Origin of the sequence: Ferrimonas balearica (assembly GCF_019802055.1) — a bacterium.
Taxonomy (GTDB): domain Bacteria; phylum Pseudomonadota; class Gammaproteobacteria; order Enterobacterales; family Shewanellaceae; genus Ferrimonas; species Ferrimonas balearica_A.
This window is the reverse complement of the sequence record NZ_JAHVHW010000007.1, coordinates 32,383-57,776: the sequence shown is the minus strand read 5'-3', so window position 1 is coordinate 57,776 and position 25,394 is coordinate 32,383. Positions and strand designations below refer to the sequence as shown.

Below are 25,394 nucleotides of genomic sequence, written 5' to 3'. Positions count from 1 at the left end.
ACAGGAACTGCGGCAACAACCAATAGGACGGGACGACATTATACCAGAGGCCCCCAAATCCAACAACGGTCAGCCGCGCTAATTAACGCTTTTCTCCCGCCTTAACCTGCTGCCAGAACGCCTCCAGCTGCTCCAGCCCCGCGCTATCCACCGCCAGGCCGGATTCGGCACAGAGATTCTCCACCTGCCGGAAGCGTCTTTCAAACTTGGTATTCGCCTTACGCAGTGCCTGCTCCGGGTCTACCTTGAGATGGCGCGAGAGATTGGTCACCGCGAACAGCAGATCCCCCATCTCCTCCTCGAGCCGGTCCTGATCCTGAACCGCCTGATGCGCTTCATCCATCACTTCGTCGATCTCTTCGACAATCTTATCCACCACCGGGCCTAGGCTGTCCCAGTCGAAGCCCACCCGGGCCACCCGTTTCTGCAGCTTGGCACTGCGGGACAGGGCCGGCAGATTCAACGGGACATTATCCAGCGCCGAATGCTGAGCCTTTTCCGCTCGCTCCTGCGCTTTTCCCGCCTCCCAGTTGGCTTTGATGGTCACTTCGTCCGCATCCAGCCCGGCAAACACGTGAGGATGACGCTGCACCAGCTTGGCGTTAAGCCGGTTAACCACTTCCAGAAAGTCGAACTGCCCCGCCTCTTCAGCGATACGCGCATAGAACACCACCTGGAACAGCAAGTCGCCCAACTCCCCGGGCAGTTCATCCAGATCGCTGCGCTCAATGGCGTCCGCCACCTCGTACGCCTCCTCCAGGGTATGGGGCACGATGGTGGCCAGGGTCTGCTTGCGGTCCCACGGGCAACCGGTTTCGGGATGGCGCAGGGCCGCCATGATCGCCAATAGGCGATCAATGGGGGCGTCAGGTAGCGAAGTGCTCAAAGTCTTCTGGCCTCAATCACGCCGGGCAGTTGGCTCAAACGGCTCAGGATCCGGCTCAGGGATTCCATGTTGTACAGCTCCATCTTCAGATCGATGGAGGCGGTCTGCTGCTTGGTGTCGGAACGGCTACGCATCTCCAGCACGTTGCTTTTCTCGTTGGCCAGTAGCGTGGTGATGTCGCGCAACAGGCCGGAGCGGTCATTGGCCACCACGCGTAAACTGACGCTGTGTCCGCCGCTGTAGTTCTCGCCCCAGACCACTTCGACGCCCCGCTCCGGGTGGCGCTCCAGTAGGCTGGCCAACTGTTCACAGGACTCCCGATGCACTGATACGCCGCGGCCCTGAGTAATAAAGCCATAGATGCTGTCGCCCGGCAGAGGCTCACAGCACTTGGCCATGTGGGTCAGCAGGTTGCCGACGCCATTCACTTCGATGTGTCCCTGGCTCTGACGACGACCGGAGTGCTTGGAAATCAGATCCTCCAGCGCCTGCTCCTCATCGTAGCTTTCACGCTGCAGTCGACTTTGCAGGTGGTTCACCACCTGGTTCAGCCGCACATCGCCCCCACCGATGGCAGCCAGCAGGTCATCAATGCTGTGCATGTTGAACCGCTCGATGGCGCTGTCGGTGTCCGCCAACGAGAGGCCAACTTTGGTCAGCTCCGATTCGAGCATGTCACGGCCAGCGGCGATGTTCTTGTCTTTATCCTGCTGCTTGAACCAGCTTTGGATCTTGCTGCGGGCACGGCTGGTCTTGATGTAACCCAGGTTGGGGTTCAGCCAGTCACGTTTGGGGTTGGGCTGCTTGGCGGTGATGATCTCCACCCGCTGGCCGGTCTCGACCGTGGTGGTGAAGGGAACGATGCGGCCATCGATCTTGGCACCGATGCACTTGTGGCCCACCTGAGAATGGATGTAGTAGGCGAAATCCAGCACGGTAGAGCCTGCGGGGAGATCCACCACTTCGCCTTTGGGGGTAAAGACGTACACCCGGTCTTCGAACACCTGGGAGCGGATCTCCTCCACCAGGTTGCCCGCTTCCACCACGTCTTCCTGCCAGGCCAGGATCTTGCGCAGCCAGTTGATCTTCTCTTCGAAGCCCCCCTGCTTGCCGCCTGTGCCCTCTTTGTACTTCCAATGAGCCGCTACCCCGAGTTCCGCGTCCTCGTGCATTTCACGGGTTCGGATCTGGATCTCAACGGTTTTGCCCTCGGGCCCCATCACTACAGTGTGGATAGACTGGTAACCGTTGGGTTTGGGGGTAGCGATGTAATCGTCAAATTCGTTGGGGAGGTGACGCCACTGGGTGTGGACCACACCCAATGCGCCATAACAATCCTGCAGACGTTCAGCGATGATGCGAACCGCGCGCACATCGAACAGTTCGTCGAAGGCGAGGTTCTTTTTCTGCATCTTGCGCCAGATGCTGTAGATGTGTTTCGGGCGGCCATACACTTCGGCCCGGATCCCCTCTTCATCCAGGGAGGCCTGCAAACCGGAGACAAACAGGTCGATGTACTGCTCGCGGTCGATCCGCTTACCATCGAGCCAGCGGGCGATCTCCATGTAGGTGTCCGGATGCAGGTAGCGGAACGCCAGATCCTCCAGCTCCCACTTAAGCTGACCAATCCCCAGCCGGTTAGCCAGGGGGGCATGCACATCCCGAACCTCACGGGCGAGCACCACCCGAGTCTCCTCGTCGGCGTTTTTCACTTCCCGCAGCAGCACCACGGCTTCCGCGAGTTTGATCACCACCGCCCGCACATCCTCCACCATGGCCAGCAGCATCTTGCGGAGGTTTTCAATCTGGCTGGCACCGGGAGAGCTCTGTTGACGGAGGGTCCGGATGGCGTCCATCACGACGACCGACTGCACCAGAGTGGCCATAGCGGTGCCCTGAGTTTCCTCAAGGATTTCGCTGTCCAGCAGGCCAGCGTCAAACATCACGTAGAGTAGGCTGGCCTTGATGGTGTCCAGATCCATATTGAGGGGATGCAGGATCTCGATCATCTCACGCGCCCTCATCAGACGCGCTTCTTTCAAGGCCGGATCTTCACAGGGCAACGCCTCGCAATAGCGATAGCAGTCGGCCAACGCCTCCTGCTGCTGATGCATCAGGCCAAGCCCATCAAGCCACTGCATCAGGGCCTGTGGCGAATCTCCAAAATGAATTTGACGAACCGATACCATGGTTTGCGTTCCCCTCCTTGCGCAACCAACTACTTAGGATGTTTGGTGGTGCATGGCTCAAACAGAGCCATCGACTCAAGGTGATGAGTATGAGGGAACATGTCCACCAGACCAAGTCTTGTCAGCCGATATCCCTGCTGGGCGAGCACTTTGCCGTCACGGCCCAGACTGGCCGGGTTGCACGCCACATAGAGCACGCGACTGGGGCGCAACTTCGCCAGCCACTCCATGACGCCCGGCGCGCCAGCCCGAGCAGGGTCCAGCAGCACCCAATCCACCTTTTTCAGCCACTCAGCCCGCGGAGCCTCGCCATTGAGGTCCGCATACTCAAAGCTGAGCTGAGCCAAACCCAACTCTTCAGCACGATGTCGGGCCCGCTCCACCATGGCGGGCACGCCCTCCACTCCGATGACCTCGGCAGAGTGTCCCGCCAGTGCCAGGGTGAAATTGCCACCGCCGCAGAACAGGTCCAGCCCTTTTTCATCCGGCTTTGGCTGAAGCCAATCGATCGCCTGAGTGATCATCGCCTGATTAACGACATCGTTTACCTGGAAGAAGTCACCAGGCAAAAACGCGGGTTCCGGTCGTCCGACCCCGATGCCGTAATGAAGCGGAGAAACCGCATCGCCATTCAGCTCGCTCAGCGTCTCTCCCTGCACCAACATCCGCACACCGCGCGCCTGACCAAACGCCGCCAGAGCCGCTTGCTCCTCCTGTCGAAGGGGCCTTAGCAGCCGCAACACCACCACCGGCCCTTCACTGGCCAGCATCAGGTCGATGTGGCCCAGGTGACGGGCTAGCTTCATCGGGGCCAGCAGGGTTTGCAGCGGCGAGATCAGCTCGCTCAGGGCCTCTGCCAATACCGGGCAATGGTCAATGGGGGTCAGGCGATTGCTGCCCTCCTGACGGAATCCCAGCATCAGGCTCCCCTGCTCGACTCGCGCCCCAAGGCGGGCACGACGGCGGTAGTGCCAATCCGGCCCCACCAGCGGCTCCGCCCACTGCTCCGGCGTCAGGCCGGACAACTTGCCAACAACCTGGCCCAGTGCCTCCTGCTTCAGAGTGCGCTGCAGTGTCGGCGGCGCAAACTGCAACTGGCATCCGCCGCAGCGGGCAAAGTGGGGGCAAGGCGGCGTGATCCGCTCGGGATGATCGGACAGACGCTTGACCACTTTGGCGCGGGCAAAGCGGGCCTTGTTCTCCACCAGTTGCACCTGAGCGCTTTCGCCGGGCAGCAGGCCCGGCACGAACACGACCTTGCCCTGATGCTCAGCCACTGCCTGCCCCTGATGGTCCAAGCCTTGGGGAGTCAGGGTGATTTTTTGGGACAAGTGCTTTGTTTTGTTGGACTTTGCGGAATAAAACTGTGCCATGGAAAGCGTCAATGTTTACAATAGGGGGATCGAGCGTAGCCCGACCATTGGATAAGGGGAGCATTGTCCCATAGATGAAAACGGTGACCAAATACAGTCTGCGCACCTGGGTACTGGTGCTGGCTTTGGCGCCGACCATGCTGGTGGGCCTGCTGCTGGGTGGCTATTTCACCTCCAGCCGATTCTCGGAACTGGAGCAAACCCTGCTGCGCCAGGGCACCAATATCATCGAGCCACTCGCCATCGCCAGCGAATATGGCCTGCTGATGAACAATCGGGAATACACCAAACGCCTGATTGATCTCACTCACCGTCAGAACTCCGGGCTGGTCCAGTCCATCGCCGTTTTCGACAATCAAAACCAGATCTTTGTCAGCAGTAAGTATCACCGCGATTTTGAGCTGATCAAGCTGCCGGAGAACCGGGACCTCAACCAGGGCACTCAGGTGGAGCACTTCGGCGATACGCTGGTGCTGCGAACCCCGATAATGAGCGAAGGCACCTCTTCCGCCCTCGGCGCTAACCGGCTGGCTCAACTGGGTTACATCGCCCTGCAGTTGAACAAGCATGAAGCCCTGCTGGAGCAGTACCGGGCTGCGGTCGCCGCCTTTATCATCGTGCTGATCGGTGTGCAGCTTAACCTGCTGTTCACCTTCCGCCTGCTCAAGAACGTCACCCACCCCATCACAGAGATGGTGCGCGCGGTCGCCAAAATCCGCGAAGGCAAGCTGGACACCCGGCTTGAAGGGGACCTGATCGGCGAGTTGGACCACCTCAAACGTGGCATCAACGCCATGGCCGCCTCGCTCTCCGAGTACCACAACGAGATGCAGCAGAACATCGACCAGGCCACCTCCGACCTGCGCGAAACCCTGGAGCAGATCGAGATCCAGAACGTGGAACTGGACATCGCCAAGAAGCGGGCCCTGGAAGCCAGCCGCATCAAGTCCGAGTTCCTGGCCAATATGAGCCACGAACTGCGCACGCCGCTCAACGGCGTCATCGGCTTTACCCGCCAGTTGCTGAAGACCCCCCTGCACGACAATCAGAAGGATTACCTGCGCACCATTGAGCGCAGCGCCTCCAACCTGCTCTCCATCATCAACGACATTCTCGACTTCTCGAAGCTGGAAGCGGGCAAGATGGTGCTGGATAACGTGCCCTTTGCGCTGCGTGACGCGCTGGATGAAACCCTGACACTGCTCTCCGGCTCCGCCTTTGACAAGGGGCTGGAGATGGTGGTGGAGATTGATGAACGCGTCCCCGACAGCCTTTGTGGTGATGTGCTCCGTATTCAGCAGGTGATCACCAACCTGATGGGCAACGCCATCAAATTTACTGACAAAGGCTGCGTCCGCCTGAGCATCGATCTGGCGGATGAGAGTGCTGACCGTGTCTTGCTGCGGGCGGAGGTGTCTGACACTGGCATTGGCATTGCCGACGATCAGCAGGCGATGCTGTTCCAGCCCTTTGGACAGGCGGACAGCTCAGTGAGCCGTCGCTTTGGTGGCACAGGGCTGGGCCTGGTGATCACCAAGCGTCTGGTGAACCAGATGGAGGGGCAGATCGGCTTCACCTCCCACAAGGATCAAGGTTCCACCTTCTGGTTTACCTTGAGCATCGAGAAGAGCGGCTTCTCCATCAGCGACCCGTTAGCCAAGGCACCCATCAAGGGTGCGCGTATCGCCCTGCTTGAAGGCCGTCGTCTCAGCCGCGCCGCGCTGATCCGGCAACTGGAGCAGTGGGAAACGGCGCCGCTGCCCTCCGGTACCCTGCTGGCCCTCTCCGATACCCTGGTCACCGAAGCGCCGATGGACTACACCCTAATCGCCATCGGCAGTGTACCAAGCTACGACGCTCTGGCCGCCATCCAGCCCACACTGGAAGCCAAGGGGGGGCAACTGATCCTGATGTACGAAGGCCAGCCGGAAAGCTGGGCACGTCAGATGGCCGATCAGGGCAAGGCCCGATTGCTGGCCCTGCCATTGAGCCAGCGACGACTCTATACCAGCCTGATGCTGGAGGAACTGACCCCGGCAGCCCTCTCTGTGGCGCCAAGCCCCAGCCCGGTAACCCGTCCCCTCAAAGTACTGGCGGTGGACGACAACCCGGCCAACCTGAAACTGATCGCCACCCTGCTTCGGGAACTGGTTGCCGAAGTGGATACCGCCAGCGGCGGGCAAGCCGCCATCGACCTGTGTCAGAAGAACAGCTACGACGCCATCTTTATGGATATCCAGATGCCGGACGTAGATGGCCTGATGGCCACTCAGGCGATCCGACTGGACTCTCGCAGTCGCCACAGCCCGGTGATTGCGGTGACCGCGCACGCCATGGGCGATGAACGTGAAAAGATCCTCGCTTCCGGCATGGACGATTACCTCACCAAGCCGATCGACGAATCGGACCTGAAACAGGTTCTACTGCGTTGGGTCCGTTCCCCTCAGGGCAACAGCTCGGTGGTGGACTGGTCTCTCGCCCTGACGCAAGCCGGCGGTAACGCCGAGCTGGCCAAAGAGATGCTGTCGATGCTGCTGGACAGCATTCCGGACACCCGCTCCCAACTGGAACACGTCCGGGACGATGGCGAGTTGGTGCGAACCATTCATAAACTGCACGGTGCCACCTGCTATTCTGGTGTGCCGGCACTGCAAAAACTGTGCGCCCAGCTCGAAGCGGCCCTGAAGCAGGGCAACTCCTCGGAATCCCTCCAGCCCGAACTGCTGGAGTTGCGGGATGAGCTGGATAAAGTAGAATCCGCCGCCAAAGCCATACTGGCGGCCTGACGGACACACACATGACTGCAAAACAAGGCTTCTTCAGCCGAATCAAAGCCCTCGACCTGTGGCAAAAAACCCTGTTTGCCACCGCGCTGGCCGAACGTATGCTGCCCAACTACCTGCTGTTCGCCGAGATCACGGAAGCCGAAGGTGCCGACAAAGCCGTGACCCAGATGGATATGCTGTGGCAGTCCCTCTACAGCAAAGATATCCGGCTTAACTACGACCGCATGCTGGATCAGCTGGAAGAGTTGATGCCGGATCCGAAAGTGCACGAGTTCTACGGCGTCTACCCGGCATCCGATGCCCTGATGGCGATCAGCACCATCCTGACGGCACTGCAGCAGAAGGTTGAAGCGGATTTGGTGAACATCTCCAAGCTCTCCAGCAGCACCGTAGCCGCCTTTATCGAAGCCAGTGAACAGCCGGATATCGAGGATGAGGACGCGCTTGAGGACTTCGTTTTCGCCCATCCGCTGATGCAGGATGAGCGCGGCCTTCAGGCGGAGCTGCTGACTCTGGTTGAGGAACTGAGCCGAGCGGATGTGGAAGCGATTAAGGGCTTGCGCAAAGACCTGCGCGATGCGGGCGTCTCCAATATCGGCGTCTCCCTGACAGAGGAGTGAGTTCCGGTGAACCGCAAAAAGAAGGTTAAGCAGACCCTGCTGAAGCAGGCGAAGCGTTCCAAGGCGAAAAAGGCCACCAACAGCAATAAGCCGCGCTACATCTCCAAAGCAGAGCGGGCTGCGATGGAAACGTCTGAGCAGGACTCTGGTACCGAATCCCAGGCGGATACCACGCCTCGTCAGGACGTTGAATCCTGATACAAGAAAGCCGCCCGATGGGCGGCTTTTTCTCTTCAGCCCAAGGGCCTCAGATAAGCAGAAACGCGGCCAACTGAACCACGCCCAGGGCGAATACGCCCGCCAGCAGGTCATCCACCATGATCCCCAAACCGCCGTGAACGTGCTTGTCCAACAGACGGATGGGCCAAGGTTTGAGGATATCGAAGAATCGAAACGCCACAAACGCACCCAGAATCCACTCCCAGCCGGTCGGCAGCATGATCATGGCGATCAGCATCCCCACCACTTCATCCCAGACGATGGCCGGGTGGTCATGAGTGTTCATGTCCTCGGCGGTTTTACCACAGAGGTAGATCCCCACCAACGACATCACCAGGATGATCCCCAGGTAGAGGCCCAGACTCAAATCCGCCATCAGCAGATAGAAGGGCAACGCCGCCAGCGTGCCCCAGGTTCCGGGGGCCTTGCGGGCCAGTCCCAAACCGAATCCCACCGCCAGGAAATGCACGGGATTGGTCAGTTTCAGGCCGGGCAAACGCTCCGCAATGCGGGTCATTCTGACTCCTTAAAGTGGTCGTATCCGGACAGTGTCATCTCAACGGGCTCACCATTACGGAGGTAGCGGACCCCTTCACCGGCAATGATCTGACCAATGCAGGTGTGGTTGGTTCCGGTCTCCGCCAGCGCGGTCGCCAGTGCGCCTTTTTCCGCCTCTGGCACGGTAAACAGCAGTTCGTAATCTTCACCGCCAGCCAGCGCCAATTCCAGCGCTTGCTCGGGCGAAACCACCGACTTGAGTACCGAGGACATCGGCAACTGGTTCAGTTCAACCTGCGCTCCCGCACCGGACGCGGTCAGGATATGTTGCAGATCGGAAGCCAGACCATCGGAGAGATCCATCGCACTGGAGGCGTGGTGACGCAGCGCCCTGCCCGCCAGCAAGCGAGGACGGGGACGTAGGTGGCGCTCCAGCAGGTATTCGCGGGAGGACTCTTCGGTATCCAGTTGGCCCAGCAGGCAGCGCAGACCCGCCGCACTGTCACCCAGGTTACCGGTGACGTAGATCCAGTCACCGATGCGGGCACCGCTGCGCAGCAACGCTTTGCCCTGAGGCAGGTAACCGTGAACCGTTACCGTCAGACTCAGGGGGCCGCGGGTGGTGTCTCCACCCACCAGTGCCACACCGTAGTACTGACAGATCTCATGCAACCCTTCGGAAAAGGCCTCCAGCCAGGTGGCGTCCTCTTCGGGCAGGGTGATGGCCAGGGTCATCCAGGCCGGTTCAGCGCCCATTGCGGCGAGGTCACTTAAGTTCACCGCAACCGCTTTGTGCGCCAGGTCCGCCGGCGCAATGTCCGGCAAAAAGTGGGTACCACACACCAGCGTATCGGTGGAGATCACCAGTTCGCTATTGGCAGGCAGTGCCAGAAGAGCACCATCATCGCCGATCCCCTTGAGCACGTCTTTACGGTGCACGGGGCGGTCGAAGTAGCGCTTGATGACATCAAATTCGGATCCCATAACGCGACACGGCCACCTGATGTGGCCGCGCTCCCTGTCTTCCTGTCCGCTTAACGTCGGAGGGAAATGGCCAGCTTGTCCAATACCCCGTTGACGAACTTGTGGCTCTCTTCCGCGCCAAAGGCCTTTGCCAGCTCAATGGCCTCGTTGATCACCACTTTGTAGGGGACATCGTCACGATGCATAAGTTCAAAGGCCCCCAGGCGCAGAATGGCCAGCTCCAGCTGATCCACCTCTTCCACCAGACGAGCCAGATTAGGCTTCAATTTGGCATCGAGGTTAGACGCCTGAGACACCACACCCACCAGCAATTCACGGAAGTAAGCCAGGTCGGCCCCTTTGGTGTCCTGCTCGGTCAGGAACTCATGCTCGATATCGGCAACAGGGTTGCCGCTCATTTGCCAGGAATAGATGGCCTGCACCGCCAGACGGCGGGCCTTACGACGCTCGGAAGGCTTCACAAATTTCTCCGGCCTTAGGCCAGTTGGTTAAGGACGTTAACCATCTCCAGCGCACCCAGGGCCGCTTCACCGCCCTTGTTGCCCGCTTTGGTGCCGGCGCGCTCGATGGCTTGCTCAATGGTGTCGGTAGTCAGTACCCCGAAGGAAACCGGAGTATCAAACTCCAGCATCACCTGGGCCAGTCCCTTGTTGCACTCACCGGCAACGAAGTCGAAGTGCGGAGTGCCACCGCGGATCACAGCGCCCAGGGCGATGATCGCGTCGAACTCACCCTTAGCAGCAACGCGACGAGCGGCCAGCGGCAGTTCAAACGCACCGGGTACCCGAACAACAGTGATGTCTTCCTCGTTAACCTGACCGAACCGCTTCAGGGTATCGATCGCACCTTCCAGCAGGCTGTCGACGATAAAGCTGTTAAAACGGGAAACCACAATCGCGATCTTAGCGCCTTTGGCTTCGATGTTGCCTTCGATTACGTTCATCTTCATTTCCGTAGTGTTTTTCTGTGCCCCAAACGACAGGGGGCAAAAAAGTGGCGTAATGATAGCACAGCGGACGCCTGATCCCAGCGCCCGCCGTTGCCGTTATTCTTGCACGTATTCGGTCACTTCCAGACCGAAACCGGACAGGGCGTGGTAACGCTTGGGACCGGACAACAGACGCATATGGGTAACCCCCAGGTCTGCCAGGATTTGAGAACCCACACCAACAGTCCGGGAGGCGCCTTGCGCTTTACGGGGCACACGCTGTCCCTGCTGCTCCTGAGACAGGATACGCAGCTGGTCTTCCAGGGTTTCCGCTTCACGCTCACGACCCAGAATCACCAGCACACCGCCCTCTTCCGCAATGCGGGCCATGGCAGTGTCCAGCGGCCAGGCGCTGTCGCCGATGCAGCCGAGCAGATCCTTCAGCGGATCGTGCAGGTGCACCCGGACCAGCGTGTTTTCGGTAACGGGTCCCTTGCACAGCGCCACATGGAACTGGCCGTTGATGGAGTCGCGGTAGCCCACCATGTCGAACTCACCGTAACGGGTCGGCAGCGTGCCGCTGACTTCACGGGTGATGGTGGTTTCGTTGTGGTTACGGTACTCGATCAGATCGGCAATGGTGCCCATCTTCAGACCGTGCTCCCTGGCGAACACCTCCAGCTCCGGACGGCGCGCCATGGTGCCATCTTCATTGAGGATCTCGACAATCACCGCAGCGGACTCGAAGCCCGCCAGACGGGCCAGATCCACTGAGGCTTCGGTGTGGCCAGCGCGGTTCAGTACGCCGCCATCTTTCGCACGCAGCGGGAAGATGTGGCCGGGCTGAACCAGGTCAGAGGGTTTGGCGTCCTTGGCCACGGCGGCCTGAACGGTGCGGGCGCGATCCGCCGCTGAGATGCCGGTGGTCACCCCTTCGGCCGCTTCAATGGAAACGGTAAAGGCGGTGCCGTACTGCTCGGTGTTTTTAGACACCATCTGGTGCAGGCCCAGACGATCACAGCGCTCAGCACTCATCGGCATACAGATCAGTCCACGGCCGTAACGGGCCATGAAGTTGATCGCCTCAGGGGTCACCGCCTCGGCGGCCATGATCAGATCGCCTTCGTTCTCCCGATCCTCATCGTCCATCAGGATCACCATCTTGCCCTGACGGATGTCCTCGATAAGTTCGTTGATCGTATTCAGTGCCATGACTGTGGTCTTCCTCAATTACTTCATAAACCCGGCTCGAGCCAGCATTTCCAGAGTTAATCCGGAGTCGTTCTGGGTCTGAGCCGGTTGCATCAGGCGTTCCAGATAGCGGGCTAACAGGTCCACTTCCAGATTGACGCGATCGCCCACCTTCAAATCCATCAAGGTGGTTTCCTGTGCGGTATGCGGCACGATAGTCAGACGGAACTTGGCGCCGTCCACTTCGTTCAGGGTCAGGCTGACGCCATCAATGGTGACGGAGCCTTTATGAGGCAGGTAGCGCGCCAACTCAGCGGGCGCTTCCAACCAGAATTCAATGGCGCGGGCGCGGGCCTCACGGGCCTGCACCACAGCGGTGCCATCCACATGGCCGCTGACCAGGTGGCCACCAAGGCGAGTGGACGGGGTTACCGCCCGCTCCAGGTTCACCTTCTGGCCGACGGCATAGTGGGGGAACTGGGTCAGAGCCAGAGTTTCGGCGCTGACGTCGGCAACGTAATGCTCCGCCCCTTTCTCCACCACGGTCAGACAGACGCCGTTGGTGGCAATGCTGTCTCCCAACTGCACATCGTCCATCGGTAGCGCGCCGGTGGCCACGGTGAGACGCAGATCGCCCCCACGAGGCTCCAGCTTGCGCAGAGTACCTACCGCTTCGATGATCCCGGTAAACATTCAGTCGTTCTCCTGGCGAGTCAGGATCAGGCGCAGATCCGCCCCCACTCGCCGTACATCTTTCACTGACAGTGACGCCACTTGCGCCATGGACTCACAGGCGGGCAAGGCTACCAGACCTCGCGCGTCACTGCCCATCAATTTTGCCGCCTGGTAGAGCCAAAGCTCATCCCAAAGGCCTGCGGCGATAAAGGCGCCGGCCAGAGCCGAGCCCGCTTCCACCAGCACCTCGTTGATCTCACGACGCCCCAGCTCTTCCAGCAGTCCCCGCAGATCCACTTTGCCAGCGCCATTGTCATCGCCGGTCCAGCAGCTGACAGACTCTGGCCAGTCACAACCATAGGATTGCAGTGACGCCAGCATCAGCGGGCCGTCGCTTTCCAGCAGTTTCAGTGGCGGCGCGAGCCGGGCACGGCCATCCACTACCACCCGCAGTGGCTGAATCAAGTCATCGGCGGCAATGCGGTTCTGCCAATGGCCCAACTCGCCATGGCGGACGTTCATGCTGGGGTTGTCCGCCAGCACCGAATCCGCTCCGGTGATCACCGCGTCACTGATGGCACGCAAACGCTGCACATCGGCGCGGGCTTCCGGGCCGGTGATCCATTTGGACTCGCCATTGGCCAGCGCCGTGCGGCCGTCCAGACTGGAGGCCAGCTTAATGCGGACGAAGGGCAGCCCGGTTCGCATCCGCTTCATAAAGCCGGGATTCACCGCTTCCGCTTCTGCGGCCATCAAACCGTGCTCGGCCTGTATGCCGGCGTCCGCCAGCATCTTCATACCCCGCCCGGCGACCTGGGGGTTGGGATCCACCATGGCGGCAACCACCCGGGCCACCCCGGCATCAATCAAGGCCTGGGAGCAGGGGGGCGTGCGACCGAAGTGGCTGCAGGGTTCAAGGGTGACATAAGCGGTAGCACCACGGGCGGCATCACCGGCGGCGCGAAGAGCGTGCACTTCGGCGTGAGGTCCGCCAGCACGAATATGATAGCCCTCCCCCACTACGGCCCCCTCTTTCACGAGGACGCAGCCAACCCGGGGATTGGGGCGGGTGGTGAGCTGACCACGACGGGCCAGCTCAAGCGCCCGCGCCATGTGGCGGGCGTCTTCCGGTGAGAACATCAGCGTTTTTCCAAACTGGCGATCTCCTCGCCAAACTGAGCCAGATCGTCGAAAGCGCGGTACACCGAAGCGAAGCGGACGTACGCCACCTTGTCCAGAGGCAGCAGTTGCTCCATCACCAGGTTGCCCACCAACTGAGAGGAGACTTCACGCTCTCCGGTGGCACGAAGGGCAGATTTGATCTTGGTGATCGCCTGCTCCACCTGCTCGGCCCCAACCGGGCGCTTTTCCAGAGCGCGCTGAATACCACGGCGCAGTTTCTCTTCATCGAAAGGCTGACGGGCGCCATCGGATTTGATCACCCGCGGCATCACCAGTTCGGCAGTTTCAAAGGTGGTGTAACGCTCGTGACAGGTCAGGCATTCACGGCGACGTCGAACCTGATGGCCATCCGCCACCAGACGGGAATCGATCACCTTGGTATCGGTCGCAGCACAGAAGGGACAGTGCATTGCTCCTCCAACGATTGGGGAATGGAATTACCGCAGTATTAACTGTCGGCAAAGCATATCGAAAATTCCGCTTGGGGTTAACACGGCAGGACGAAAAAGCCCGCCAAAATGGCGGGCTTGGTCACGGTCTGGAACCCAGTACCTTAGGCGTACACCGGGTGACGCTGGCACAGCTCCAGAACCTGCTGCTTCACGCGCTCTACCACGGACTCATCACCAAAGTTATCCAGGATGTCGCAGATCCAGCCAGTCAGCTCGCGGGCTTCACCCTCGTTGATACCACGACGGGTCAGCGCCGGGGTACCGATGCGCAGACCGGAGGTCACGAAGGGGCTGCGGGGATCGTTCGGCACGGAGTTCTTGTTCACGGTGATGTTGGCACGACCCAGGGCCGCGTCCGCATCCTTACCGGTGATGTCCTTGTCGATCAGGTCCAGCAGGAACAGGTGGTTCTTGGTGCCACCGGAAACCACTTTGTAGCCACGGCTGATAAAGGTGTCAGCCATCGCCTGGGCGTTCTTCACAACCTGCTCCTGGTAGGTTTTGAACTCCGGCTGCAGCGCTTCCTTGAAGGCCACCGCTTTGGCAGCAATCACGTGGCACAGCGGGCCACCCTGGCCACCGGGGAATACGGCGGAGTTCAGCTTCTTGTAAACCGCTTCGTCGCCGATGGCGGAGAGGATCAGGCCGCCGCGAGGACCCGCCAGCGTCTTGTGGGTGGTGGTGGTGACCACGTGAGCGTGAGGCAGCGGGTTGGGGTAAACGCCTGCGGCGATCAGGCCAGCTACGTGAGCCATATCCACAAAGAGGTAAGCGCCCACTTCGTCGGCGATTTCGCGGAACTTGGCCCAATCGATAACACCGGAGTAGGCGGAGAAGCCGGCGATGATCATCTTCGGCTTGTGCTCCAGCGCCATGGCACGCACTTCGGCGTAGTCGATTTCACCGGTTTCAGGCGTGATACCGTACTGGACCGCGTTGTAGATCTTGCCGGAGAAGGAGACGTGAGCACCGTGAGTCAGGTGGCCACCGTGGGCCAGGCTCATGCCCAGTACGGTATCGCCCGGCTGCAGCAGCGCCATAAACACGGCGGCGTTGGCCTGGGAGCCGGAGTGAGGCTGGACGTTGGCGTAGTCGGCGCCGAACAGCTGCTTGGCACGCTCAATGGCCAGTTCCTCGGCCACATCCACGTGCTCACAGCCACCGTAGTAACGCTTGTGCGGATAGCCTTCAGCGTACTTATTGGTCAGCTGGGAGCCTTGAGCTTCCAGCACACGGGGGCTGGTGTAGTTCTCAGAGGCAATAAGCTCGATGTGCTCTTCCTGGCGCACCTTCTCGGCTTCCATCGCGGCAAACAGTTCCGGGTCAAAGTCGGCGATGTTCATCTTTTTATCCAGCATCCGTCTCTCCTGGGCGGTGTGATCTTTGTAGGGGTAGGTTTTGGCGCCACAGTGTACTCCCATGCCGACGCCAACCCAAGCTTTTGAGACCACGGTCACACTGATAAGACCATAACGGGCGATCGAAATCTCTTTCCTTGCGGGCACAAAAAAACCGGGCCTTGGCCCGGTTTTGTACGCGACTTCCCGTCAGAAGCGGTAATTCACATTGACGTTCACATAGCGACCCGGCTGGGTGAAGTTGCTCTGCGGTGCACCCATGTTGTCCATCAGGTACTTGGACTGGCCCGCGACATCCGAGTATTCCACGTACTCTTTATCGAACAGGTTGAACACCCCGGCACGCAACTTCCAGTTATCGGTCAGTTCCATCGCCATGGTCAGATCCACCACGGCATAACCAGCGGTGGTGTACGCCTCGTTGTACTTGGGATCGTACAGGATGGAGTCTTCCGGAATGATCGGCATGTCCTTGACGCGATCCATGGCGCCCGCCATGCGAACCACACCACCAAACTGCGTCGGGATGCCGGCCACCGTGGCGTAGGCGTTGGCGCCAACGGTCACCTTCAGCGGACTGATGGTGTTGAGGAAGTTGCCCTCGTTGTCCTTGCCGTAGGTGTAAGCAAAGTTACCCCACAGTTCCAGATCGTCGGTGAACCAGTGACTGGCCTGACCCTCGATGCCGTAGATCTCAACCTTGTCACGATTCATGTAGTCGTACTGCAGCGCCAGTACCGGATCGTTCTTGTTGGGGTCTTCACACCAGGGACCAAAGATCGGGAAAGGCAGACCCCAGCTGGTTGGGGTACACATAGGTGCATCGTGGAATTCCCAGTCGATGTAGTCCTTGGCCTGAGTGTAGAAACCGGTCAGCTCATAGGAGGTGCGGTTGTGGCTGCCACGCACACCCACCTCGATGGTATGAGACTTTTCAGACTCCAGCTCATAGTTCGGCATGATCTCCACCGGGAACGGCATGCGACCGTCCTGGATCTCCAGCTCACCCCACTTCTGATCCGGGGTCGGCATCTTGTAGCCGTAGGCGTACTGGGTGTAAACGCTGACCGCATCGGTCAGGTGGTACACCAGACCCAGCTTGGGCGACCAGAAGCTCTCGCTCATCTCCTGGAAGTCCGCCGGGTCACGACCCGCGTCTTCCGCCATCTGCGCATCCGGGGTATTGCGGTAGTAGTCGTAGCGCAGGCCCGCCACCACATTCAGCTTGCCGTCCAGCAGTCTGATGTCGTCCTGGAAAAAAGCGCCAACCCGCAGGCTGTCGGTATCAGCAAACGCGAACTGGTCTTCACCGATCCAGCCACCAGACTCGCCGGGGGTGAAGTAGGTCCGATGACGCTGCATTGAGGAGGACTCGACATCCAGGCCGAAGGTCATCTGATGACCATAGCTTTCGCCACCGATGTATTTGCCAAAGGTACTGGCCAGACCGATGCGCGACTCTTCAAAGTTGTAGTCGCGGTATTGGCTCATACCGGTGCGCTGATCGTCCTGGACAGCAAAGTAATCACGGTGCTCGTTTTGATCGGTGAAACCGTAGTACATCACCACATCAAGGTTGTCGTGCAACAGGGTGGCTTTGTCTGAGCGCAGTCGCAGAGAGCTGTTGAACGCCTGGGTACGACGGTCAATATCGCGGTCTTCATTGCGTACACCGTTGTAGTCACGCTGCTCCCAACGGTCCAGCTGCTGATCCAGGTAATCCAGGGTCAGCTGAATATTGGTGTAGTCGTTCATCAGGTACTTGCTTTTAAACAGCACACTGTTGTTGACCAGGTCACTCTGCGGCAGGGTTTCATCGTAGTTCTGCTGCTCTTCACCGTTGCGGTGCTGTACCGTCAGCAGGTTCTCAAAATCCCCGTAAGCGGCCGCACCGGTAAAGCCGGTGGACCACTCATTGTTCATCCCGGTGTAACCGGCATTGGCGGAGAAGTAGGTGGCGTCGCCAAGCAGATAATCGGAGGCGTCTTTGGTGCTCATCACCACCACACCGCCCAATGCATCGGAACCGTACATGGTAGAGGCGGCCGCTTTGACCACTTCCACCTGCTTCAGGGTTTCCACTTCAGTCAGGCCACGGCCGGTGCCTTCCGCACCCGGACCCAGCGGTGAGGCGTACTGGTTATTCACCCGCACACCGTCCTTTACCATCATCACCCGGTTGCCACCGATACCGCGGATGGTCACGGAGGTGGGCTTACCGGCGCCTCCCTTTACGTCCACCGCTGACTCGGTACGGAACAGCGTGGCAAAGTCGGTGCTCATATTGCGGGCGATCGCTTCTTCATCGATCACCACCACTGAGCCAGCGACCTGATCCAGGCTCTGCTCCAAACGGGAACCGGACACCACCATCACCTCTTGAGCCTGGCGGTGGGCGGGTATCTCCTGCTGCTTTTCCTCAGCCATAGCCGGTGCAGTCATCGCCGAGAACACGGCCACACTCACCAGACTGAAAGGAAGGGTTTTCATTGTGTAAACCACCCTGTCGTCATCAAACTAAATGCAAATGATTATTATTCTGAGCCATGTCGGCGTCGCCAGTGTACCAAAGTGAGTCGAGGAAAAAAGGGGGGGAAGTTCTCGTTTTACACAGTGAAAACAAAAGGAACTGAGCAATTTGTGAGCAGGTGACAGCAAATGATCATAACTGATGAAAATTGCTGCACCTTCGTAGGGCTCTGCCGCCACCGGTCAACGACGCAGATACCACAAAGCAAAATCCGCTTGTTGTCGGGAAAATGAAAGGTCTGTGCGCATCCCGGGCGGTTCTGAGGTACAATCGGGCCCCTGATTTTCACCTAACCGAATCTTGGAAATGGCTCAGTTTATCTACTCCATGCTGCGCGTGGGCAAGGTGGTACCGCCCAAGCGCCATATCCTTAAAGACATCTCCCTCTCCTTCTTCCCTGGCGCCAAGATCGGTGTTCTGGGTCTGAACGGCGCGGGTAAATCCACCCTGCTGCGCATCATGGCTGGCGTGGACACCGAGTTCGAAGGGGAAGCCCGTCCGCAACCCGGCACCAAAGTCGGTTACCTGCCGCAGGAACCTCAGCTGGACATGACCAAAACCGTACGGGAAGTGGTTGAGGAAGCGGTGGCGGACGTAAAAAACGCCCTGACCCGCCTGGACGAGGTTTACGCCGCCTACGCCGATGAAAACGCCGACTTCGATGCTCTGGCCAAAGAGCAGGGTGAGTTGGAGAACATCATCGCCGCTAAAGATGGCCACCAGCTGGACAACGCCCTGGAGCGTGCCGCCGACGCCATGCGTCTGCCTTCCTGGGACGCCAAGGTGGGGAACCTGTCTGGTGGTGAGCGCCGCCGTGTCGCCCTGTGCCGTCTGCTGCTGGAAAAGCCGGACATGCTGCTGCTGGACGAACCGACCAACCACCTGGACGCCGAGTCCGTAGCCTGGCTGGAACGCTTCCTGGTGGAGTATCCCGGCACCGTGGTGGCGATCACCCACGATCGTTACTTCCTCGACAACGCCGCTGGCTGGATCCTGGAACTGGACCGTGGTGAAGGCATTCCGTGGGAAGGCAACTACTCCTCCTGGCTGGAGCAGAAAGAGGCTCGCCTGGAGCAGGAAGCCGCCCAGGAAAAGGCTCGCATGAAGTCCATCCAGAAAGAGCTGGAGTGGGTTCGTCAGAATCCGAAAGGCCGTCAAGCCAAGTCTAAGGCCCGTATGGCCCGCTTTGAGGAGCTGAACAGCAGCGACTACCAGAAGCGCAACGAGACCAACGAGCTGTTCATTCCGCCGGGTCCGCGTCTGGGTGACAAGGTGCTTGAGATCAACAACCTGACCAAGTCCTACGACGGCCGCGTACTGATCGACGACCTCTCCTTCACTCTGCCGAAGGGTGCCATCGTCGGCATCATCGGTCCCAACGGTGCCGGTAAGTCCACCCTGTTCCGCATGCTGAGCGGCCAGGAGAACCCGGATTCCGGTGAGATCGTGCTGGGCGATACCGTGAAGCTGGCCTCCGTAGACCAGTTCCGCGACAGCATGGGCGACAGCAACACCGTGTTCCAGGAAGTCTCCGGCGGTCAGGATATCCTGAAGATCGGCAGCTTCGAGATCCCGGCGCGTGCTTACGTCAGCCGCTTTAACTTCAAGGGCACCGACCAGCAGAAGCGCGTTGGTGAACTGTCCGGTGGTGAGCGTGGCCGTCTGCACCTGGCCAAGCTGCTGCAGGCCGGCGGCAACCTGTTGCTGCTCGACGAACCGACCAACGACCTGGACGTAGAAACCCTGCGCGCACTGGAGAACGCCCTGCTGGAGTTCCCGGGTTGCGCCATGGTGATCTCGCACGACCGTTGGTTCCTGGACCGTGTGGCCACCCACATCCTCGACTACCGTGACGAGGGCAAGGTGAACTTCTTCGAAGGCAACTTTAACGAGTACGCCGACTGGATGAAGAAGGAGCAAGGCATCGACATCACCGAGCCGCACCGTCTGAAGTACAAGCGCATCGATTGATCGCAACCTTCAAAAAAAGCCGGGCATTGCCCGGCTTTTTTTATCGAGTGAACGCTTGAGACTCAGGGTTCCAGAGGACGACGGGAGAACTGCTCCCCATCACAATTGGGGCACTTGGGCAGGGTATCCGGATGGAAGAACGACATGGTGTGACCACAGTTGTCGCACACCAGTTCGCCCAGTCCCACCACTTCGCCCGCCTGGAAAGTGCCGTGATGGCGCAGCTCCTCATTCAGTTCATGCCACTCCATCTGGCTGCGATCGGTGATCTCCACCAGCCAGCTCCAGATGCTGTTCTCCAGCCCCAGAGTGAACACGCTGTCCGGCTCCGGCGCTTCCCCGCTCTCCAACTGGCGGGCGTACTCCGCCAGATCCCGTCGCAGGAACTGCTCCACCAGGTCCATCTGCTCTGCAGACAGAGTCGACTCCATCGCCAGATAGGTGCGGCTCTCCTTCAGTACGGCATCCAGTTGCCCCAGCGTCAGATCCGGATCGTTCCGATAACGGCGTTCTATTTCACTGAGCAGTTGCTCATACTGATGAATCAATCGGCTTGATTCCATCCCCATAACGTCCTCCTCGAGGTAGTGAGGTCAAGGCTCCCCGGCATCGGTTTCTGCCCTTGTTGCCAAAGAAGCTCCTGCGTTATTCTATGCAGATCTTTATGGGTCATTCCTGGCTCGAAATCAAAATTCAATCTTGGACTCCCGACGTGTCGATGCAAGAGCAATACAATCCCGCCCAGATCGAAACCCAGGTGCAGAAGCACTGGGATGACAACCAGACCTTTGTCGCCAAAGAGGACGCGAGCAAGGAGAAGTTCTACTGTCTCTCCATGTTCCCCTACCCCAGCGGCCGACTGCACATGGGTCACGTCCGTAACTACACCATCGGTGACGTGATCAGCCGCTTCCAGCGACTGCAGGGCAAAAACGTATTGCAGCCGATCGGTTGGGACGCGTTCGGTCTGCCGGCAGAAAACGCCGCCATCAAGAACAAGACCGCGCCGGGTCCCTGGACCTACGAAAACATCGAATACATGAAGGGCCAGCTGAAAATGCTGGGCTTCGGCTACGACTGGAGCCGCGAACTGGCCACCTGTAAGCCGGAGTACTACCGCTGGGAGCAGTGGTTCTTCACCGAACTGTACAAAAAAGGCCTGATCTACAAGAAGACCAGCGCCGTGAACTGGTGTGAAAACGACCAGACCGTACTGGCCAACGAGCAGGTGGTTGACGGTTGCTGCTGGCGCTGTGATACCCCGGTGGTGCAGAAAGCGATCCCCCAGTGGTTCATCAAGATCACCGACTATGCGGATCAACTGCTGGGTGACATGGATCAGCTGGACGGCTGGCCTGAGATGGTTAAGACCATGCAGCGCAACTGGATCGGCCGCTCCGAAGGCGTCGAGATGACCTTCGACGTGGACGGTATGGATGAGTCCTTCGCCATCTACACCACCCGTCCGGACACCGTGATGGGCGTAACCTACGTTGGCATCGCCGCCGCGCACCCGCTGGCTGAAAAAGCCGCCGAGAGCAACCCGGAGCTGGCCGCATTCATCAACGAGTGCAAGAACACCAAGGTGGCGGAAGCGGAACTGGCCACCATGGAGAAGAAAGGCATGGCCACCGGCCTGTATGCCATCCACCCGCTGTCCGGCCGCAAAGTGCCGGTATGGGTCGCCAACTTCGTACTGATGAACTACGGCACCGGCGCCGTAATGGCGGTACCGGCTCACGACCAGCGTGACTACGAGTTTGCCACTAAGTACGACCTGCCGATCGAAGGTGTGATCAAGCCGCAGGAAGGCGAACTGGACATCTCCGAACAGGCCTTCACTGAGAAGGGCATCCTGTTTAACTCTGGTGAGTTCGACGGTCTGGACTTCGACGGCGCCCTGAACGCCATCGCCGACAAGCTGGGCGAAATGGGCAAGGGCCACAAGACCACCAACTTCCGTCTGCGCGACTGGGGTGTGTCCCGTCAGCGCTACTGGGGCGCCCCGATCCCGATGGCCACCCTGGAGAACGGTGAAACCGTGCCGGTTCCCGCCGAAGACCTGCCGGTGATCCTGCCGGAAGACGTGGTGATGGATGGCGTAACCAGCCCCATCAAGGCGGACAAGTCCTGGGCGGAAACCACCATCAATGGTGAGAAAGCCACCCGCGAAACCGACACCTTCGACACCTTTATGGAGTCTTCCTGGTACTACGCCCGCTACACCAGCGTGGGCACCGACGACCAGATGCTGGACCCGGCCAAAGCCAACTACTGGCTGCCGGTAGACCAATACATCGGTGGTATTGAGCACGCCAACATGCACCTGCTCTACTTCCGCTTCTTCCACAAGCTGCTGCGCGATGCCGGCCTGGTGGATTCCGACGAGCCGGCCAAACGCCTGCTGTGTCAGGGCATGGTGCTGTGTGACGCGTTCTACTACACCGGCGAGAACGGCCAGCGCGTCTGGGTTGCGCCCACCGAAGTCACTCTGGAGCGCGACGCCAAGGGCAACGTCCTCAAAGCCACCGATGCGGAAGGTCGTGAACTGGTTCACGCTGGCATGACCAAGATGTCCAAGTCCAAGAACAACGGCATCGACCCGCAGGAGATGGTAGAGAAGTACGGCGCCGATACCGTGCGTCTGTTCATGATGTTTGCTGCACCGCCGGAGCTGACTCTGGAGTGGCAGGAGTCCGGTGTTGAGGGTGCCCTGCGCTTTATCAAGCGTCTGTGGAAACTGGCTCACGAGCATGTGGCCAAAGGTCCGGCACCGAAGCTTGACCTGTCCAGCCTGGACAACGACCAGAAAGCGCTGCGTCGTGCCGTGCACCAGACCATCGCCAAGATCACCGACGACTACGGCCGTCGTCAGACCTTCAACACCGCCATCGCGGCTGTGATGGAGCTGATGAACAAGCTGACCAAGGCCCCTCAGGAGAGCGATAACGACCGCGCTCTGCTGCAGGAAGCGCTGGATGCCGTGGTTCTGCTGCTGTACCCGATCGTCCCGCACACCAGCCACGCGCTGTACAATGCTCTGGGCAACGAGGGTTCCGTGGACGAAGCGCAGTGGCCGGTTGCAGACAAAGACGCCATGGTTGAGGATGAGAAACTGGTAGTGGTACAGGTAAACGGTAAGGTGCGTGCCCGCATCACCGTGGCAGCCGATGCCAGCCAGGAGCAGGTTCAGGCCCTCGGCCTGGCTGAGCCGAACGTGGCAAACTTCACCGAAGGCAAGACCATCCGTAAGGTGATCTACGTCCCCGGAAAGCTGCTCAACATCGTCGCCAACTAAGCGAAATTCAGGCACCCTACGGGGTGCCTTTTACCATAAGGAGATGAAGGTGATCCGACGCCTTCTTACCGCAATCACACTGTTTGCCCTGTTGGCCACCGCTGGCTGCGGTTTTCGCCTGCAGAGTAACTACCAGTACCCCGAAGCGCTGAACCCACTCCGCCTGGAGAGCGCCGATGACCAAAGCGAACTGCACCGTCTGGTGAGAGAGCGCCTGCGTCTGTCCGGCATTGAAGTGGTTCAGGACGAAAAGGCCCCCCGCCTGTGGCTGGGTCAGGACCGTCTGGAGCGATCCACCCTGTCTCTGTTCCCCTCCGGCCAGGTGGCCGAGTATGAGCTGATCTACTCCGTCAGCAGCTCCATCACCGTGGGAGAACAGGAGCCGCAGACCTTCAATATTGAGATCCGCCGGGACTACCTGGATGACCCGCGTACCGCGTTGGCCAAAAACCGGGAGCTTGAACTGCTGCTTGGCGAGATGCGTGCTCAGGCCGCGGATCGCATTATGCGGGCCCTCTCCGCAACTCGCATCGACGAAGAGCCTGCGCACTGATGCGGATCTTCCCGAGTCAGCTCGGCCAGCACCTGGACAGGTTGCCCCCCATCCTGATGGTGTTCGGGGATGACGTTCTGATCCGTGAAGAGTGCCGTGATGCCTTGCGCCAGGCCTGTTATCGGGCGGGTGCGCAGGAGCGGCTCTCGCTGGTACAGGAATCCCCTTTCAACTGGGATGAGCTCCGTCAGGAGTGCCAATCCCTGTCGCTGTTTGCCAGCAGCCGAATCATCGAGCTGGAACTCCCCACGCTGAAGCCCGGTACCGATGGTGCTGCCGCTCTGGCGGAACTGGCTGAGGAGCTTTCTGGCCAACAGGATCTCTGGCTGTTGCTGCACGGCCCCAAGGCCGCCAAAGAGCAGACCAACAGCAAGTGGTTTAAGGCCCTCGATAAGCACGGCCTCTATGTGCAAGCCCTGACGCCGGAAGGTCCCCACTATCAGCGCTGGATCGCTGACCGCGCCCGGCGCCATCAGCTGGCGCTGGACCGGGATGCCCAGAGCTACCTGGCCAGCCTGTTTGAAGGCAACCTGCTGGCCGCCGATCAGGCGATGGCACAGCTGGCGCTGATCGCCGGTGGCCAGCGCCTGAACCAGGCCGCGCTGGCAGAGCATCTGCAGGATCAGTCCCGCTACAGCGTGTTTGAGCTCGCGGACACCCTGCTGGCGGGTAACCTGGACGGCGCCCTGAAGATCCTGGCGCAGCTGCGTCAGGAGGGGACTGCCCCGACGCTGGTCAGTTGGGCCATCAATCGGGAGCTGACCCTGCTGCTCGGGTTCTGTGCCGGTCAGGCTGAGGGACGCTCCCTGCCTGAACTGATGAAAGCCGCCCGGGTCTGGGAGAAGCGTCAGCGTCTCTACCAGAACTGCCTCGGTCGTTTAGGAGCCGAGCGGGTAGCCACGGCGATGGCGGCTGCCGGAAAGCTGGAGGCGATGCTCAAGGGAGAGCATCAGGATGAGCCCAGCCAGTGGCTGACGCTGGCGGATCTGTGCGCCCGGTTTGACCCCAACTACCTGCCGATGGGGGCCGCATGAAACGCGCTATCGGGATTTTTGGCGGCACTTTTGACCCGATCCACAACGGGCATCTGCGCAGTGCTTACGAAGTGCATCAGCAGTTGGGGCTTACCCGTATCTGCCTGCTGCCCAACGCCATCCCTCCCCATAAAGACAGCCCGGATGTTTCTCCGGAGCAGCGACTGGAGATGGTCAGGCTGGCGGTCGCCGACCACCCGGAGCTGGACGTCGATGCCCGCGAACTGAGCCGGGAATCCCCCTCCTATACGGTGGACACGCTGGAACATTATCGCGAGGAGCACCCCGATACGCCGCTCTGTTTTATCATCGGCATGGACTCGCTTCTCAGCCTGCCCCGCTGGCACAAGCCGGAGCGGATACTGGAGCTGGCGCATCTGGTCGTGTGTCATCGCCCCGGTTACCCGATCTCCCACGATGCGCCAATCCAGCCCTGGCTGGCACGCTACGGCTGCCAGGACCCAGGAAGGCTGCATCAGCAACCAGCGGGCCTGATCCACTGTCTGGCAGTAACGCAACTGGATATCGCCTCCAGCACCCTGCGAAGCCAGATGGCTGCGGGGCAGTCCCCCCACTTCCTGATGCCGGCCAAGGTGGTTGACTACATCGAGCAACACAGCCTTTATGGCATCAATCTTGGTGGCAAAGAGCCGAAATCGGTATAATG

At 59.9% G+C, this 25,394-nt stretch carries 22 protein-coding genes; 8 read left to right on the top strand and 14 right to left on the bottom strand.

Going from position 1 to position 25,394, the window contains the following annotated elements; all coding sequences use genetic code 11:
- Positions 1–82: 82 nt before the first annotated feature.
- Genes mazG through rlmD form a run of 3 tightly spaced genes read right to left on the bottom strand, consistent with a single transcriptional unit; the run spans position 83 to position 4,448 of the window.
- Positions 83–886, bottom strand: a complete 804-nt coding sequence (gene mazG / locus KUV52_RS07850) for a nucleoside triphosphate pyrophosphohydrolase (protein ID WP_222525397.1) — start codon at positions 884–886, stop codon at positions 83–85.
- Positions 883–3,075, bottom strand: a complete 2,193-nt coding sequence (gene relA, locus KUV52_RS07845; RefSeq protein ID WP_222525396.1) for a GTP diphosphokinase — start codon at positions 3,073–3,075, stop codon at positions 883–885. The genes mazG and relA overlap by 4 nt, the downstream gene beginning before the upstream one ends.
- Positions 3,076–3,104: 29 nt before the next feature.
- Complete coding sequence (gene rlmD / locus KUV52_RS07840) at positions 3,105–4,448, bottom strand: 23S rRNA (uracil(1939)-C(5))-methyltransferase RlmD (RefSeq protein ID WP_222525395.1); 1,344 nt, start codon at positions 4,446–4,448, stop codon at positions 3,105–3,107.
- A gap of 74 nt (positions 4,449–4,522) precedes the next feature.
- Here rlmD and barA point away from each other — a divergent pair, with 74 nt between their 5' ends.
- From barA to KUV52_RS07825, 3 genes are read left to right on the top strand one after another with little or no spacing between them, the layout of a single operon-like run.
- Complete coding sequence (gene barA, locus KUV52_RS07835) at positions 4,523–7,234, top strand: two-component sensor histidine kinase BarA (protein ID WP_222525394.1); 2,712 nt, start codon at positions 4,523–4,525, stop codon at positions 7,232–7,234.
- An 11-nt stretch (positions 7,235–7,245) separates the two neighbouring features.
- Positions 7,246–7,854 (top strand): YjaG family protein, encoded by a 609-nt coding sequence (locus KUV52_RS07830; RefSeq protein WP_222525393.1) that lies wholly within the window; start codon positions 7,246–7,248, stop codon positions 7,852–7,854.
- A gap of 6 nt (positions 7,855–7,860) precedes the next feature.
- Positions 7,861–8,052 carry a DUF2986 domain-containing protein gene (locus tag KUV52_RS07825; RefSeq protein ID WP_222525392.1) on the top strand — a complete coding sequence of 64 codons (192 nt, stop codon included), beginning with the start codon at positions 7,861–7,863 and terminating at the stop codon, positions 8,050–8,052.
- Between the two features lie 49 nt (positions 8,053–8,101).
- Here the strand turns inward: KUV52_RS07825 and KUV52_RS07820 are convergent, their stop codons facing one another.
- The 10 genes from KUV52_RS07820 to KUV52_RS07775 form a co-directional block, all read right to left on the bottom strand.
- Positions 8,102–8,590 (bottom strand): phosphatidylglycerophosphatase A, encoded by a 489-nt coding sequence (locus tag KUV52_RS07820; protein WP_222525391.1) that lies wholly within the window; start codon positions 8,588–8,590, stop codon positions 8,102–8,104.
- A complete protein-coding gene (gene thiL, locus KUV52_RS07815; RefSeq protein ID WP_222525390.1) occupies positions 8,587–9,555 on the bottom strand; it encodes a thiamine-phosphate kinase in 969 nt (322 codons plus the stop codon). The genes KUV52_RS07820 and thiL overlap by 4 nt, the downstream gene beginning before the upstream one ends.
- A gap of 50 nt (positions 9,556–9,605) precedes the next feature.
- A complete protein-coding gene (nusB, locus tag KUV52_RS07810) occupies positions 9,606–10,016 on the bottom strand; it encodes a transcription antitermination factor NusB (protein ID WP_222525389.1) in 411 nt (136 codons plus the stop codon).
- Positions 10,017–10,030: 14 nt separating this feature from the next.
- Positions 10,031–10,498 carry a 6,7-dimethyl-8-ribityllumazine synthase gene (gene ribE / locus KUV52_RS07805; protein ID WP_222525388.1) on the bottom strand — a complete coding sequence of 156 codons (468 nt, stop codon included), beginning with the start codon at positions 10,496–10,498 and terminating at the stop codon, positions 10,031–10,033.
- A gap of 102 nt (positions 10,499–10,600) precedes the next feature.
- The gene (gene ribBA / locus KUV52_RS07800) at positions 10,601–11,695 is read right to left on the bottom strand and encodes a bifunctional 3,4-dihydroxy-2-butanone-4-phosphate synthase/GTP cyclohydrolase II (RefSeq protein WP_222525387.1); all 1,095 of its coding nucleotides are present in this window, start codon (positions 11,693–11,695) and stop codon (positions 10,601–10,603) included.
- 18 nt (positions 11,696–11,713) lie between these two features.
- Positions 11,714–12,367: a riboflavin synthase gene (locus KUV52_RS07795; RefSeq protein ID WP_222525386.1), complete on the bottom strand. Its 654-nt coding sequence runs from the start codon at positions 12,365–12,367 to the stop codon at positions 11,714–11,716.
- Positions 12,368–13,489, bottom strand: coding sequence for a bifunctional diaminohydroxyphosphoribosylaminopyrimidine deaminase/5-amino-6-(5-phosphoribosylamino)uracil reductase RibD (gene ribD / locus KUV52_RS07790; RefSeq protein ID WP_222525385.1), 1,122 nt, complete (start codon positions 13,487–13,489; stop codon positions 12,368–12,370).
- Positions 13,489–13,941, bottom strand: coding sequence for a transcriptional regulator NrdR (gene nrdR / locus KUV52_RS07785; protein WP_222525384.1), 453 nt, complete (start codon positions 13,939–13,941; stop codon positions 13,489–13,491). The genes ribD and nrdR overlap by 1 nt, the downstream gene beginning before the upstream one ends.
- Before the next feature lie 143 nt (positions 13,942–14,084).
- Positions 14,085–15,341 carry a serine hydroxymethyltransferase gene (glyA, locus tag KUV52_RS07780; RefSeq protein ID WP_222525383.1) on the bottom strand — a complete coding sequence of 419 codons (1,257 nt, stop codon included), beginning with the start codon at positions 15,339–15,341 and terminating at the stop codon, positions 14,085–14,087.
- A gap of 189 nt (positions 15,342–15,530) precedes the next feature.
- Positions 15,531–17,831 (bottom strand): TonB-dependent hemoglobin/transferrin/lactoferrin family receptor, encoded by a 2,301-nt coding sequence (locus KUV52_RS07775; RefSeq protein ID WP_222525382.1) that lies wholly within the window; start codon positions 17,829–17,831, stop codon positions 15,531–15,533.
- A gap of 346 nt (positions 17,832–18,177) precedes the next feature.
- Here KUV52_RS07775 and ettA point away from each other — a divergent pair, with 346 nt between their 5' ends.
- Positions 18,178–19,842, top strand: a complete 1,665-nt coding sequence (gene ettA, locus KUV52_RS07770; protein ID WP_222525381.1) for an energy-dependent translational throttle protein EttA — start codon at positions 18,178–18,180, stop codon at positions 19,840–19,842.
- A 62-nt stretch (positions 19,843–19,904) separates the two neighbouring features.
- Here ettA and KUV52_RS07765 read toward each other — a convergent pair whose 3' ends face one another.
- Positions 19,905–20,411: a zinc ribbon-containing protein gene (locus tag KUV52_RS07765; protein ID WP_222525380.1), complete on the bottom strand. Its 507-nt coding sequence runs from the start codon at positions 20,409–20,411 to the stop codon at positions 19,905–19,907.
- Positions 20,412–20,560: 149 nt separating this feature from the next.
- Here KUV52_RS07765 and leuS point away from each other — a divergent pair, with 149 nt between their 5' ends.
- The 4 genes from leuS to nadD are packed head-to-tail and all read left to right on the top strand — an operon-like array spanning position 20,561 to position 25,392.
- Positions 20,561–23,140: a leucine--tRNA ligase gene (gene leuS / locus KUV52_RS07760; protein WP_222525379.1), complete on the top strand. Its 2,580-nt coding sequence runs from the start codon at positions 20,561–20,563 to the stop codon at positions 23,138–23,140.
- A 49-nt stretch (positions 23,141–23,189) separates the two neighbouring features.
- Positions 23,190–23,693 (top strand): LPS assembly lipoprotein LptE, encoded by a 504-nt coding sequence (lptE, locus tag KUV52_RS07755; RefSeq protein ID WP_315901009.1) that lies wholly within the window; start codon positions 23,190–23,192, stop codon positions 23,691–23,693.
- Positions 23,693–24,727, top strand: a complete 1,035-nt coding sequence (gene holA / locus KUV52_RS07750) for a DNA polymerase III subunit delta (protein WP_222525377.1) — start codon at positions 23,693–23,695, stop codon at positions 24,725–24,727. Before lptE ends, holA begins: the two co-directional genes overlap by 1 nt.
- Positions 24,724–25,392 (top strand): nicotinate-nucleotide adenylyltransferase, encoded by a 669-nt coding sequence (gene nadD, locus KUV52_RS07745; RefSeq protein ID WP_222525376.1) that lies wholly within the window; start codon positions 24,724–24,726, stop codon positions 25,390–25,392. The genes holA and nadD overlap by 4 nt, the downstream gene beginning before the upstream one ends.
- Positions 25,393–25,394 lie beyond the last annotated feature (2 nt).